The following is a 12,928-nucleotide window of genomic DNA, read 5'->3' on the forward strand; positions in this document are numbered from 1 at the left end:
GGGCGCAAGCCTTTCGCGCAAAAAGCGGCCGACGACAGAATGCGGATGTTGCTGTCGCCGGGCCGCAGTGCGCAACCGAGAGAGTCAATTGCTATAAAAAACCTACTGCTGTCGGTCTGCAAAAGCAACCCTTGCATTCCCCGGCGGAAGGCTTCACCTTCGCGTGATGGGCCGTACCGCCGACTACACCAACGAACGCTGCGCCATCGCCGCCACCCTCGAGGTCGTCGGTGATCCGTGGACCCTGCTGATCCTCCGCGACGCCTTCCAGGGCGTGAAACGGTTCGAGCAGTGGCAGGAGCGCCTGGGCGTGGCCCGCAACGTCCTGGCCGCCCGCCTCAAGAGCCTGGTGGCCAACGGGGTGCTGGAGCCGCGCCGCTATTCGGAACGTCCGCCGCGCCAGGAATACGTGCTGACGCCGAAAGGCCGGGCCCTGTCACCGGTGCTGCTGACCATGGCCGAATGGGGCGATCAGCACGTCTACGGCGTGGGCAAGGGACCGGTGCATTTCGTGCACAAGACCTGCGGCTGCGACTTCCATCCCAAGCTGGCCTGCGAGGCCTGCGGCGAGATCGTCGACGGCCGCGACCTTTCCCGAGTCATCCACGAGGAACAGGCCCTGACGGTCGGCGAGGCCCTGGAGGCCTCGGTCAGGATCGCCGCCGAGTGAGCTACCGCTTCCACGTCCATCGCGCCAAGCCGGCCTACCGGCTGGTGACGGCGGACATGGGGGCAGAGGACGGGGCGGGGTTTCCGGCCGGAGCCGATCCGCGAGACTGGCGCTTCACCCGCGTCCGCGACCGTGCCGACACCAATCCCGACGTGGCGCGGCTGGTCGACGAGACCGGCTACTGCCTGTTCAAGATCGGCATGGATTTCGAAGAGATCGTCTGATCCGACCGTTCCACGCGGAGCGGGACGTCGGCGAGATCAGCGCGCGATGACCGCGAGGCCGACAATCAGGCCGGCCCACACAGCGAGATTGGCCAGGATCACGGTCAGCCTGGTCAGCGACACGTGGCGGGCCGGGCGGTGCTTGTAGGTGCAGGCGGCGGTGGCCATGGGCTTTCTGCTCCGAATTCTACGCCCGCGTCAAAAACTTGACGCGCACGTAAAGTAGATACGCCTACATGCCACAAAGGTTTCGGTTGTCACGCGCTTGGCGTGTGATTTTTCGGCCCGCGGAGCAATTATTTTTCGAAATGCGACGTGATGTGGATCAGTTTTTGACAGAAGCGCCAAATATCCCAACCTAAAGGGAAATTCTGCCCCTTTTTGAGGCGTTCGACCTGCCGGGTTCTCGGGCGCGCCCCCAACGACGGACAAGAGGGGTTCGGAGCCTAGTCGAGCGGCCGAAGCGCCGAGCAGCCCTAGAGCGCGGCCCGCTCGGTCGCCACGATGAAGCCGCCGCCCAGCACGCGCTCGGGATCGGCCGGGTCGTACAGCACGCAGGCCTGGCCGGGGGCGACGCCTTCTTCCAGCACGTCGAACACCAGGCGCGGTTCGCCCTCCACCAGGGCCAGACGGCCCGGGACGGGTTCGCGGGTCGAGCGCACGCGGGCCAGCACCGGCGCGCCGGCGGCGGCGGCGGCTTCCAGGCTGTCCTCGGCGCCCAGCCAATTGCCTTCCTTCAGCGACAGGGCCTGGGTCAGCAGGGCCTCGCGCGGTCCGACGATGACCTGGCGCTTGTCGGCGTCGATCCTGACGACGAACAGCGGGTCGCCGACGGCGATGTTCAGGCCCCGGCGCTGGCCGATGGTGTAGCGGGTGACGCCCTCGTGGCGGCCCAGCACGCGGCCGTCCATGTGCACCAGGTCGCCGGGCAGGGCGCCCTGCGGCCGGATCCGGTCGATCACCGTGGTGTACTTGCCCTCGGGCACGAAGCAGATGTCCTGGCTGTCCGGCTTGTCGGCGATGGCCAGGCCCAGCTCGGCGGCCACCTGGCGCACGGTCGGCTTGTCCATGCCGCCCAGCGGGAAGCGCAGGAAGTCCAGCTGCTCGGCCGTGGTGGCGAACAGGAAATAGCTCTGGTCCTTGGCCGGGTCGGCGGCTCTGCGCATTTGGGGTCGATTAGCCCCCGCAGCGAAGCTGCGCTGCACGTAGTGGCCGGTGGCCATGGCCTCGGCGCCCAGGTCGCGGGCCACGTCCAGAAGGTCGCGGAACTTGACCGTCTGGTTGCAGCGCACGCAGGGGATCGGCGTCTCGCCGCGCAGGTAGGCGTCGGCGAAGTCCTCGATCACCTGCTCCTTGAAGCGGCTTTCGTAGTCCAGGACGTAGTGCGGGATGCCGATCCGCTCGGCCGCCATGCGGGCGTCCATGATGTCCTGGCCCGCGCAGCAGGCGCCCTTCTTGGCGATGGCCGCGCCGTGGTCGTAGAGCTGCAGGGTGACGCCCACCACGTCGTAGCCGGCCTTGGCCAGCAGGGCGGCGGTGACGGTGGAGTCCACGCCGCCGGACATTGCCGCGACGATCCGCGTCCCGACCGGCAGGCCCACGGCCTCGCGCGCCTGCTCGACGGCCCTCTCCAGGGAAGGGGGGGCGAGGGCAATGGCGGCGGGGGCGAAGAGAGCGGTGTCGGCGTCCATCGCGGCCATATAGCGGTTCAGGGCCGGTTTTGCGAGGTTGCGGGTGTCGCGGGCGTCCGCCCGGCGGTCGGATTAGGGGAAAGTCCGCGCCCGACCCTAGTGATTCCACCGATTGATGGCTCCGGCGCCCGGGGCTTCACTAGGGGCGTCATCCGGCGGACGTGGCGATGAAGCTCCTTCCCTCATTGGGTCTCGTTCTCTTGCTGCTGGCGGCGCCGGCCCCGCCGCGCGCCCAGACCCAGGCGCCCACGCGCGACCAGTTGGCCAAGGACAACAAGCTGTTTATCACCCTGGCCAGCAAGACCCTGAAATGGGAGGAGCCGGCCGAGCCCGTCCGGATCGCCGGGCCGCTGTATTTCGTCGGCACCCAGGGGCTGGGCGTCTATCTGATCACGACCTCGGACGGCCTTGTCCTGATCAACACCGGCATGCCGTCGTCGGGCCCGATGATCGCCGCCTCGATCCGCAAGCTCGGGTTCAAGCCCGAGGACATCAAGGTGCTGGTGACGTCGCACGCCCACGCCGACCACGCCGGAGGCATCGCCTATCTGAAGGACTTGTCGGGCGGAAAGCTGGCGATGATGGAGGCTGACATCGCCTCGATGGAAGACGGCGGCAAGAGCGACTTCCACTACGGGACCGATTGGAAGGTGATGGGCTTTCCGGCCGCCAAGGTCGACCGCGTGCTGCGCGACGGCGACACGGTCAAGCTGGGCGACATCGTGTTGACGGCCCTGGCGACGCCCGGCCACACCCGGGGCGACACCACCTGGACCACGACGATCGTCGACGGCGGCAAGGCCTATGTCGTGGTCTGGCCCGACGGGATGAGCGTCAATCCCGGCTACGCGCTGGCCGGCCATCCCTCCTATCCCGGCATCGCCGACGACTTTCGCCGCACCGCCGCCCGGCTGGAACTGCTCAAGCCCGACATCTGGCTGGTCTCGCACACCGAGCGCTTCGACATCGAGGGCAAGCGGACCCGCGCCAAGACTCAGGGCGTCGCGGCATGGGTCGATCCGGAAGGCTACCGTCGCTACATCGCGGCCCAGCGCCAGGCCTTCGAGGACGAAATGAACCGGGAGCTGGGCGTGGAGGGAGCCGTCAAATGAGCACGCCCGCCGTCCTGGCCGCCCTGGGACTGCTCGCCGCCGCGCCGTCGACGGGTGATCCGATCCCCGTGACGGCCAACAATTTCGTCCGCGCCGAGACCGACACCTATTTCGCCAAGACGGCGGCCGCGGGGGCGTTCGGCAAGCTGGAGCACACGCGGCGACCGACCCCGATCGACGCCCAGACCGTCGTGCGCATGAACCGCGACACGCTCTATTCGTCGGGGGTGTTCGACCTGGCGGCGGGACCGGTGACGATCGATCTGCCCGACGTCGGCAAGCGCTTCATGTCGATGCAGGCGTTGTCCGAGGATCACTACACGGTCGAGGTGGTCTACGGGCCGGGGCGCCACACCTACGACCAGGCCGCCGTCGGGACGCGCTATCTATTCCTGATCATCCGCACCCTGGCCGATCCGGCCGATCCGGCGGATCTCAAGGCGGCCAACGCGGCGCAGGATCGCGTCGCGGTCCGGCAGGCGGCGGTCGGCGTGTTCGAAAGCCCGGCCTGGGATCCGGTCTCGCAGACCAAGGCCCGCGACGCCCTGGCCGTCCTGGCGGCGCTGGGCGGCCATCCGAAGATGTTCGGAAGCAAGGCGCAGGTCGATCCGATCGACCACCTGATCGGAACGGCGTTCGGCTGGGGCGGCAATCCGCGGGAGGCCGCGATCTACAACGGCGTCGATCCGCCGCGCAACGACGGCAAGACCGTCCACGTCCTGACCGTCAAGGACGTGCCGGTGGACGGCTTCTGGTCGATCAGCGTCTACAACGCCAAGGGCTTCTTCGAAGCCGGTGGGGAGCAAGGGGCGCGGGGCGGCTATTCGCTGAACAACCTGACCGCCAAGCCAGAGGCCGACGGGTCGTTCCGGGTGCAGTTCGGCGGTTGCGGGGCGGGCGTCGCCAACTGCCTGGCGATCATGCCCGGCTGGAACTACACGGTGCGCCTCTATCGGCCGCGCAAGGCGATCCTGGACGGATCGTGGACCTTCCCGGTCGCCCAGCCCGTGGGCTGAGGCCGGCCGGTCCTACTTCAGCACGTTCAGCAGCGACGAGTTCTGCAGGCTCGCGAACACCTGGGCCGAGGCCTGGACGGCCAGCTTGGCGGACTCCAGGCGGGTGATCGCCTCGGCCATGTCGACGTCGGTGATGCCGCCCACCATGGTGGTCAGGGTGTCGGCCTGGTTCGAGAGGTCGGTCCGGGCGGTCTCGAAGCGCTTCTGGTTCAGGCCGTTCTGGGCCTGGGCCGTGATCAGGCCGGTCTTGACCGAGTCGAAGGTCGGCAGAAGGCTCTTGAGGAAGTCGCTCTGGACCTGGGTCAGCTTGCCGGTGAACGGGCCGTTGACATCGACATAGGCCTGGACCTGCTGGAAGACGCCATAGACGCCCGTGCCCAGCTGGTCGGCCAACTGGCCGGTGTCGACCGAGGTGGTGTCGTCGATGCGGTTGCTGCTGATGTACTGATCGTTCTGGAACAGCGTGGGGATCGACACCGCCGTACCGCTCGGCGGGCCGGCGGTCAGGTCGGTCATGCTGGTGGCGGTGGTGGGCTGGACGTCGGACTTGGCGCCGGCGAACACGTAGCGGCCGTTGAACCGGCTGTTGAGCCCTTGGACCACGTCGCCGAACGCGCCGGTCAGCTGCTGCATCAGGGTCTCGGCGCTGCCCGCCGCGACGGCGTTGGCGACGGCGTCGCGGGCGTCCTGGGTGGCGTCGGCGACCTGGCCGATGCCGATGTCCTGAACGTCCAGGCGGTTGGCGACCAAGCTCGTCTGGTCCAGGAAGCCGGTGACCTTGGCCTGGGCGGTCTTCATGGCCGTCAGGACCTCGGCGTTCTTGGCGTAGCCCTTCAGGTCGGTGGCGTTCTTCTGGCTGGAGACCTGTTCGCCGGCGAGGTTCTGCAGCACCTGGGCGCGCATCAGGTTGCTGGTCATCACGCCGAAATTGCCGGAGGTGGAGACGCGGGTCATGGCTTAACCTCAGATGATGCCGGTGAGGACATCGAACATGTCCTTGGTCGCCTGGATCAGGCGGGCGGAGGCGTTGAACGCCTGTTGATAGGTGGTCAGGTTGACCAGTTCCTCATCGAGGTTGACGCCCTCCTGCGATTGGCGCTGGGCGTCGACCTCGGTCTTGACGGAGTCGGCCGCTTCCTTGCGGCTGGTGGCGGAGTCGGCCTTGCGGGCGATGGCGCCGCTGAAGTCCGCGCCATAGGTCAGCACGCTCTTCCTGGAGCCGGCGGTGTCGCCAGCGTTGGCGAAGGCGGTGATACTGTCGCCGGCCTTGGCCAGGGCCAGGGCGCCGCGGCCGTCGCCGACCGCCAGGGCCGGAACGCCGGCCGCCACGGTCAGGTCCAGCTTGGCGAACGGCAGCTTGGAGGGATCGGCCTCCATGGCCGGATCCATCTTGTAGAGGCCGCCGCGCGTGCTGCGCTCGCTCATGCCCACGCCGAACAGCTGGCTGAGCGACGGGCCGCCCACGCCGCGCTGGGTCAGGTCCTCGACCACCGACAGGGTGACCGGCGTGGCGCCGTTGGGCGTGAAGCTCAGCTCGCCCTTCGCGCCCAGGGAGAACGAGCCGTACAGGCCCACGCCCGAATTGCGCGAGTTCAGGGCGTCGATGGTTTCCTGCATCGAGCCGGTCCCGGTCGGGATGGCCACCTGGACGTCGCGGATGCGGCTGCCTTCGGTGTCGGTCAGGCGCAGGGTGATGGTCTGGCCGGGGGTGAAGCCGCTGGGGTCGGTGGCGACCATGCCCGTCTCGTAGGGCGAATAGCCGTCCGAGCGGATGACGTCGTTGAGGCCGAAGAACTGGCTGAAGCCCTTGCCGGCCTTGCTCGAGGGCGTGGTGGCGTCGTCGACGATGGCGACGCCGCCGGTCGCCGCCGTGGCGTTCAGGCTCAGCTCGCCGTTGGCGAAGCCCGCGGTGGCCGTGCCGCCCAGGGCGGTGTTCAGCTGGGTCAGGAAGTTGGTGTTGGTGAAGGCCGGGCCGGGGGCGCCGTTGACGGTCATCGTCCCGGCGCCGAAGTCGATGTCGACGCGCTGGACGATCGCGCTGGACCCGTTGGTGACGGCGATCGTCGTCTTGCCGGTGAAGTTGGCGAAGGCGGTGTTGGCGTCCAGGCCGGTGTCCTTGCCGGTCATGCGGTTCGGCGCGGGCACCGCGCTGGCGGCGTTGGACGCGCGGTTCAGTTCCTCGGCCGCGCGGCTGACGAACTCGCCCAGCTGGTCGGAGAGGCTCGGCAGTTCCTGGTTGCGCAGCTCCAGCAGGCCCTGGATCTCGCCGTTGGAGACGTAGAAGGGCATGACCTGGCCGCCGCTGTTGGCGGTGACGACGGTCAGGTAGCCGTTGGCCGGGCCCGACTGGTTATAGGTGATCGTGGCGGGGCCGTTGCCCGCCAGGGTGACGCCCTCGGCCGAGCGCACCGTGACGCCGCCGTTGGCGCGGTCGCTGACCTGGACGTTCATATAGGTCGACAGCTCGTTGATCAGTCCGCTCTGAACGTTCTCGGAGCCGGTGCCGTCGGCGCCCGACATCTTGGCGCGGGTGATGTCGACGTTCAGGGCGTCGATCTGCTTGAGCAGGTCGTTGACCCGGGCGACGTCGGCGCCGATGCGGTTGTCGGTGTCGGTGATCTGGCTCGACAGCGACGAGGTGATGCGCTTGCTCTCGCTGAGGAAGTCCTCGACCTTGGTCACGGCGCTGCTGCGCAGCAGGGTCGAGGACGGATCGTCCACCGCCATGGAGAAGGCGGCGTAGACATCGTCCAGGGTGGAGAAATAGTTGGTCGTCGAGGTCGGGTCGCCGAACAGCTTCTGGGCGTTGTCCATGGCCGTGGCGATCGCGCCGGTGCGGCCGGAGTCGGCGGCGCCGTTCAGGCTGGCGGCGGCCATGAACTTGTCGGTGGCGCGCTTGATGGCGTCGATGTTGACGCCCACGCCCATGCCGTTCGACACCAGGTTCGACTGGGCGATCGACTTGCGGACATAGCCGGCGGTGTTGATGTTGGCGATGTTGTCGGAAACGACGCGCAGGCCCGTCTGGGCCGCCATCATCCCCGAGGTCGCAACGTTCAAGATGGTGTTCAACGACATGATCTATTCTCCGGCCAGCTCGGCAAACCCGGAACGGCACGACGCGACCTTGCCCGGCGAAAACTGCCGGGCGTTGCGGGGTTCGACCCCATCGGCGATGTGCAAGCCATTGAAAATCATGGCGATTCGTTCCTGACGTCGAGCGAGCGACAGAAACCTATGCGCAAGGAGGGCGCCAACTGGGGGTGGGGCGCGACGACGCGGCAAGCCTGGCCCTTTTCGCCCGGTTCAGCCCGGCAAAAAGCGCCGTGGTCGGCCTATCCGAAGTCGTAAACGCAAGATTAATGTCCAATAAAACAAACGCTTAGCTGAAAAATTCGAGTTGGCCCGACGGTTGCTCAGGGAAGTCCGGATCAAGGCGTGTCCTCTCTGGGCCGCCATCCTCCGTGGACCTCATCGACGCATGACCGCGATCGCCGCTCCCGCTTCCGTCCTGCCCTCGACCCCGGCGCTCGCCGGTGGTTACGACAAGGACGCGGCCGAAGGCTTCGGCGCGCTGCTGGCCCAGACCGGAAGCGCCAACGCCTCGAACGACAAAGCCTCCACGCGAGAGGCCCGGGACGCCGGCAAGGTCGCCGACAAGTCGGCCGACCGAGCGCAGGACAACAAGGCCTCCAGCGCCAAGGCCGACAAGGCCGCCGACGCTCCGGACAAGGTCGCCGACGCCAAGACGCCCGCCAAGGTCGCCGACGCCGCCCAGACGGACAAGACGTCGGACGTCTCCGCCGCCGGCGAGACCGACAGCAAGGACCAGGCCGCCGACGCGACCGTCGCCACCGACGACCAGGCCGCCGACGCGACCACCGGTCAGGCCGACGCCGCCGCCCTGGCCGCGGCCGCCCTGATCGCCGCCATGCAGGCGCCGACGGTCGAGACGCCGAAGACCGCCGAGGACGCCGACGCGACCGCCGCGGCCCCCGCCCAGTCCGCTTCGACCGAGACCGTCTTCGAGCCGGTCGTCGCCCAGGCCGCGCCGTCCCTGGACCACGCCGTTCCCGCCGCCGCCCTGCCCGCCGCCGCCCTGGCGACGGGCGCCGCCGAGACCGCCCCGGCCCTCGACCTGCCGGGAACGCCGGCGGTCTCGGCCGCTGAACTCGCTGTCGCCGCCGCGGCCGCCGCCAAGACCAAGACCGCCCCCGTCGCTTCCGACGCTCCGGTCGCCAAGGCCGAAGCCGCCGTGACCGCGCCGGTCGCGCCGACGGCGGCTCCGTCGACCGCCGATGCCGCCGCGGTGGCCGCCGTGGCCGTCGCCGCGCCGACGACCGACGCCGTCGAGCCCGCCGCCGTTCAGACCGTCGCCGCCCAGGCCGCCGCGCCGGAAGTCGTCTCGGTGACCGGCAAGGTCGCCAAGACCGTCGAACCGAAAGCCGCCTCCGCCGCCGCGACCGCCGTCGCGGCCGCCGTGGCCGACGCCGCCGAGCCGGCTCACGGCCAGGTTCCCGCCGCGGCCCACGCCGCGACGACGGGCGAAGGCTCGGCCGAGGGCAGCGCCCAGGATCAGGCCGACGCCCAGGGCCCGGCCTTCAAGGACGCCGCGTCCGTGGCGACCGCCGCCGACGCCGGCTCGACCGCCCCGACCCTGGTCGCGCCCGGCACCGCGGCCGCCCCGGCTCCGATCGTCGCCGCCCAGTTGCCCAAGGCCGGCCCCGAGACGGTCAGCCATTTGACGACCGAGATCGCCAGCAAGGCGGTGGTCGGCAAGACCAGCCGCTTCGACGTCGTCCTGCAGCCGGAAGGCCTGGGCCGGGTCGACGTGCGCATCGAGATCGGCAAGGACGGCAAGCTGACCGCCGCCCTGAACTTCGACAACCCGGCCGCCGCCGCCGAGCTGCGCGGCAAGTCGGGCGAGCTGCGCCAGGCCCTGGCGGCCGCCGGCTTCAACGTCGCCGACAGCGCCCTGAGCTTCGACAGCCAGAACTCGCAGAACGGCGGCCAGAACCAGAACGCCTTTTTCAACTTCCAGGACGGCGAGAACGGCCGTCAGGCTTTCCAAGGCCGCGCCTTCCGATCGGCGCTGGGCGAGGAAATCCCCACCCTGTCTCCGTCCGTCCTGCTGCCCGGCCTCCGCGCCGCCGACAGCAGCGGCGTCGACGTCAGAATCTAGGAGATACCGCCATGGCTGTCGCCGCGACCAGCAACGCCACCATCGACAAGATCAACAACTCCCGGAACTCGCTCGCCAACAACGAGCAGACGTTCCTGAAGCTGCTGACCACCCAGCTGAAGAACCAGGATCCGCTGGCGCCCACCGACACGACCCAGATGACCAGCCAGATCACCCAGATGACCGGCGTCGAGCAGCAGCTGGTCACCAACGATCTGCTGACGGCCCTGGTGGGCATGAACACCAGCGGCGGCATCAGCGAGGGCGTCAACCTGATGGGCAAGCAGGTCACCGCCGAGACCGATAAGTCGGTGCTCAAGAACAACGAGGCGACCTGGAGCTACACCCAGAGCCGCTCGGCCACCGCGGTCAAGGTTGAGGTCATCGACAAGTTCGGCGCCACGATCGCCACGGTCCTGCCCGACGACATGTCGGGCGGCGACCACACCTTCAAGTGGGACGGCAAGAGCGCCAACGGCACCCAGCAGCCCGCCGGCGGCGAGTACACCATCAAGGTGACCGCGACCGACTCCCAAGGTTCGAACATCACCACGACGGCCAAGGGACGCGTCGACGGCGTCGTCACCAAGGTCACCAACGAGAGCGGCGTCAACATGGTCTGGATCGGCGACACCAAGGTCCCGCTCGACTCCGTGATCGGCGTCACCAACGCCCCCTCGACGACCACGTAACGGCCGTCACCACCCGATGAACGGGCGTCAGAATGACGCCGTCGCGGTCTCTTCGGAGACCCAAACGCAAACCGCGCTGAACCCTCGAACCCTTTCGTTTTTGAACTTCATCGCAGGATCGCAGTCATGAGCATCAACAGCGCCATGCTCGCCGGGGTCTCCGGCCTGATCTCCAACTCGTCGGCCCTGGCCGCGATTTCGGACAACATCGCCAACGTCAACACGGTCGGCTACAAGCGCAGCTCGGCCAACTTCTCGACGCTGGTCACTTCGCAGAGCAAGAACGCCACCTACAGCGCCGGCGGCGTGAAGGCCCAGACCCACCAGTTCGTCAGCCAGCAGGGCCTGACCCAGGCCACGACCTCGAACCTGGACCTGTCGATCGCCGGCTCGGGCTTCTTCGTGGGCACCCAGAAGCCGGAAGGCCTGACCGCCACCGACAGCCGCTCGTTCACCCGCGCCGGCTCGTTCCAGCTCGACAACCTGGGCTACCTGCGCAACGACGCGGGCCTCTATCTGCAGGGCTGGCTGGCCGATCCGGTGACCGGCACGATCACCCCCGATCCGTCGGACCTGACCCAGCTGTCGTCGATCAATGTCGGCACGGTCGGCGGCACCGCCGAGAAGACCACCCGGGTCGGCGTCAACGCCAACCTGCGCTCCGAGCAGCCCGTCTCGGCCGCGGCCAACGCCGTGGCGGTCAAGGGCCCCCTGCTCGACAGCAGCGGCGCGACCAACAGCTACTCGGTCTATTACAGCCCGACCGGCAACGGCAACGAGTACGCCGTCGAGATCCGCCAGGCCGGCGTCACCGTCGCCACCGGCGTCAACACCTATAACCCGGCCACCGGCCTCCTGACGGCCACCACCCTGCCCGGCACGGCCCCGAACGTGCAGATCGCCGCCGGTCCGCCCGCCGTCACCCTGACCCAGACCCAGCTGGGCCTGAACACCAAGGCCGACGCCATCGCCAGCGGCGCCTATGATCCGACGACCCGCTCGATGTCGGACTACGCCGAAGACCCGACCACCGGCGTCAAGCCGGACTTCGAGATCCAGATCCCGGTTTCGGATTCCAAGGGCGGCCAGCGCACCGTCACCCTGTCGCTGCTGAAGGGCCCGGGCCCCAACGAGTGGTTCGCCGAACTGCGCGCCAAGCCGGGCGACCTGGACAACAACACCAACGGCCTGATCAGCACGGGCAAGGTGACCTTCACCACCGACGGCAAGCTGAGCTCGGTCGGCAACCTGTTCGGCGGCATCACCCCGACCGCGATCAACATCGGCGCGTCGGACCCGACCGTGGCCAACCTGCCGCCGCCGGCCGTGACTCCGCCGCGCTGGGCCGACGGCCTGGGCATCGACAACCAGGACATCCAGATCGACCTGGCCAGCGCCGCCGGCGGTCTGACCCAGTACAACAGCCAATCGGTGGTCCAGTCGGTCAACACCAACGGCACGGCCTTCGGCAACCTGACCAACATCGAAGTCGACGACGAAGGTTATGTTTCGGCGATCTTCGACAACGGCGTGACCCGCCGCATCGCACAGGTTGCGATCGCCACCTTCTCGAACCCCAACGGATTGAAGGGGGTGAACGGAAATGCATATCGCGTCACCAATGAAAGCGGCACCTATAGCTTGAAGACTCCGGGACAAGGCGGCGCGGGCTCGATTGCTCCGTCCACGCTGGAAGCTTCGACGGTCGACCTTTCGACCGAGTTCACGGGGTTGATCACGACACAGAGAGCCTATTCGGCTTCGTCGAAGATCATCACCACCGCTGACCAGATGCTAGAAGAGCTTCTGAGCATTAAGCGGTAATTACAGGTCTTAACTGACCTTAATTACCCTGTGTCACATTGATACATCACTGGAGTGGGGAGAAAGCCTCGTGTTTCAGTCTTTCTTTACTATTGGAATTAAGCGCCTGTTATTTCCCGGTGCGTATATTCCTCTCCAACAGTGATGGTTGTGGGAAAGGCGTAAAGCCATGTTGCAGCAGCAGCGCACGAACAGCCGGGGTGAGAAGTACGTGATCGGTCCGACCGGCGCGCCGCTGACTCTCTCCGACTTGCCGCCTCCGGAAACCCAGCGTTGGGTGATCCGGCGCAAGGCCGAGGTGGTGGCCGCCGTCCGCGGTGGTCTCCTCTCGCTCGACGAGGCGTGCGATCGGTACAAGTTGACCAACGAGGAATTCCTCGCCTGGCAGCAATCGATCGAACGCCACGGCCTGGCGGGTCTTCGGACCACGCGGCTTCAGCAGTACCGCTAGTTCGCGGGACGCAAAGCGTAGGGACGCAAGGGTTTCGACCCCTGACCGGCCCAATTTGTACAGATC

12 protein-coding genes are annotated in these 12,928 nt (G+C 67.9%); 8 read left to right on the forward strand and 4 right to left on the reverse strand.

Going from position 1 to position 12,928, the window contains the following annotated elements; genetic code table 11:
* Positions 1–166 precede the first annotated feature (166 nt).
* Together ASD38_RS16865 and ASD38_RS16870 are read left to right on the forward strand one after the other, a co-directional pair.
* Complete coding sequence (locus ASD38_RS16865; protein WP_056461763.1) at positions 167–670, forward strand: winged helix-turn-helix transcriptional regulator; 504 nt, start codon at positions 167–169, stop codon at positions 668–670.
* Positions 667–894 carry a hypothetical protein gene (locus tag ASD38_RS16870; RefSeq protein WP_056439399.1) on the forward strand — a complete coding sequence of 76 codons (228 nt, stop codon included), beginning with the start codon at positions 667–669 and terminating at the stop codon, positions 892–894. The genes ASD38_RS16865 and ASD38_RS16870 overlap by 4 nt, the downstream gene beginning before the upstream one ends.
* A 36-nt stretch (positions 895–930) precedes the next feature.
* On the opposite strand, the gene ASD38_RS24925 is transcribed toward ASD38_RS16870, so the two are convergent.
* Positions 931–1,062 (reverse strand): hypothetical protein, encoded by a 132-nt coding sequence (locus ASD38_RS24925; protein WP_268761004.1) that lies wholly within the window; start codon positions 1,060–1,062, stop codon positions 931–933.
* A 308-nt stretch (positions 1,063–1,370) separates the two neighbouring features.
* Positions 1,371–2,594, reverse strand: coding sequence for a tRNA 2-thiouridine(34) synthase MnmA (mnmA, locus tag ASD38_RS16875; RefSeq protein WP_056439402.1), 1,224 nt, complete (start codon positions 2,592–2,594; stop codon positions 1,371–1,373).
* A 158-nt stretch (positions 2,595–2,752) separates the two neighbouring features.
* On the opposite strand from mnmA, the gene bla reads away from it, so the two are divergent.
* Positions 2,753–3,697 (forward strand): subclass B3 metallo-beta-lactamase, encoded by a 945-nt coding sequence (gene bla / locus ASD38_RS16880; RefSeq protein WP_056439405.1) that lies wholly within the window; start codon positions 2,753–2,755, stop codon positions 3,695–3,697.
* Positions 3,694–4,713 carry a DUF1254 domain-containing protein gene (locus tag ASD38_RS16885; RefSeq protein WP_056439408.1) on the forward strand — a complete coding sequence of 340 codons (1,020 nt, stop codon included), beginning with the start codon at positions 3,694–3,696 and terminating at the stop codon, positions 4,711–4,713. Before bla ends, ASD38_RS16885 begins: the two co-directional genes overlap by 4 nt.
* A gap of 12 nt (positions 4,714–4,725) precedes the next feature.
* On the opposite strand, the gene ASD38_RS16890 is transcribed toward ASD38_RS16885, so the two are convergent.
* Positions 4,726–5,667, reverse strand: a complete 942-nt coding sequence (locus ASD38_RS16890) for a flagellin (protein ID WP_056439411.1) — start codon at positions 5,665–5,667, stop codon at positions 4,726–4,728.
* A 9-nt stretch (positions 5,668–5,676) separates the two neighbouring features.
* Entirely contained in the window at positions 5,677–7,791 is a 2,115-nt protein-coding gene (gene flgK, locus ASD38_RS16895; RefSeq protein ID WP_056461766.1) for a flagellar hook-associated protein FlgK, read from the reverse strand.
* A gap of 403 nt (positions 7,792–8,194) precedes the next feature.
* On the opposite strand from flgK, the gene fliK reads away from it, so the two are divergent.
* The 4 genes from fliK to sciP all read left to right on the forward strand — a co-directional run bounded on the left by fliK (position 8,195) and on the right by sciP (position 12,862).
* The gene (fliK, locus tag ASD38_RS16900) at positions 8,195–9,895 is read left to right on the forward strand and encodes a flagellar hook-length control protein FliK (protein ID WP_056461769.1); all 1,701 of its coding nucleotides are present in this window, start codon (positions 8,195–8,197) and stop codon (positions 9,893–9,895) included.
* Positions 9,896–9,906: 11 nt separating this feature from the next.
* Positions 9,907–10,587 (forward strand): flagellar hook assembly protein FlgD, encoded by a 681-nt coding sequence (locus ASD38_RS16905; protein WP_056439421.1) that lies wholly within the window; start codon positions 9,907–9,909, stop codon positions 10,585–10,587.
* Between the two features lie 126 nt (positions 10,588–10,713).
* Positions 10,714–12,411, forward strand: a complete 1,698-nt coding sequence (flgE, locus tag ASD38_RS16910) for a flagellar hook protein FlgE (protein WP_056439424.1) — start codon at positions 10,714–10,716, stop codon at positions 12,409–12,411.
* A gap of 169 nt (positions 12,412–12,580) precedes the next feature.
* Complete coding sequence (sciP, locus tag ASD38_RS16915; protein ID WP_056439427.1) at positions 12,581–12,862, forward strand: CtrA inhibitor SciP; 282 nt, start codon at positions 12,581–12,583, stop codon at positions 12,860–12,862.
* Positions 12,863–12,928 lie beyond the last annotated feature (66 nt).

The organism is Caulobacter sp. Root487D2Y (genome assembly GCF_001427165.1).
Lineage (GTDB): Bacteria > Pseudomonadota > Alphaproteobacteria > Caulobacterales > Caulobacteraceae > Caulobacter.

Excerpts from the sequence above, each read along its gene's own strand:
- bla (WP_056439405.1), top strand. The coding sequence starts at position 2,753 with ATGAAGCTCCTTCCCTCATTGGGTCTCGTTCTCTTGCTGCTGGCGGCG.
- sciP (WP_056439427.1), top strand. The coding sequence starts at position 12,581 with ATGTTGCAGCAGCAGCGCACGAACAGCCGGGGTGAGAAGTACGTGATC.
- ASD38_RS16865 (WP_056461763.1), top strand. The coding sequence starts at position 167 with ATGGGCCGTACCGCCGACTACACCAACGAACGCTGCGCCATCGCCGCC.
- flgE (WP_056439424.1), top strand. The coding sequence starts at position 10,714 with ATGAGCATCAACAGCGCCATGCTCGCCGGGGTCTCCGGCCTGATCTCC.
- ASD38_RS16905 (WP_056439421.1), top strand. The coding sequence starts at position 9,907 with ATGGCTGTCGCCGCGACCAGCAACGCCACCATCGACAAGATCAACAAC.
- ASD38_RS24925 (WP_268761004.1), bottom strand. The coding sequence starts at position 1,062 with ATGGCCACCGCCGCCTGCACCTACAAGCACCGCCCGGCCCGCCACGTG.
- fliK (WP_056461769.1), top strand. The coding sequence starts at position 8,195 with ATGACCGCGATCGCCGCTCCCGCTTCCGTCCTGCCCTCGACCCCGGCG.
- ASD38_RS16885 (WP_056439408.1), top strand. The coding sequence starts at position 3,694 with ATGAGCACGCCCGCCGTCCTGGCCGCCCTGGGACTGCTCGCCGCCGCG.
- mnmA (WP_056439402.1), bottom strand. The coding sequence starts at position 2,594 with ATGGCCGCGATGGACGCCGACACCGCTCTCTTCGCCCCCGCCGCCATT.
- ASD38_RS16890 (WP_056439411.1), bottom strand. The coding sequence starts at position 5,667 with ATGACCCGCGTCTCCACCTCCGGCAATTTCGGCGTGATGACCAGCAAC.
- flgK (WP_056461766.1), bottom strand. The coding sequence starts at position 7,791 with ATGTCGTTGAACACCATCTTGAACGTTGCGACCTCGGGGATGATGGCG.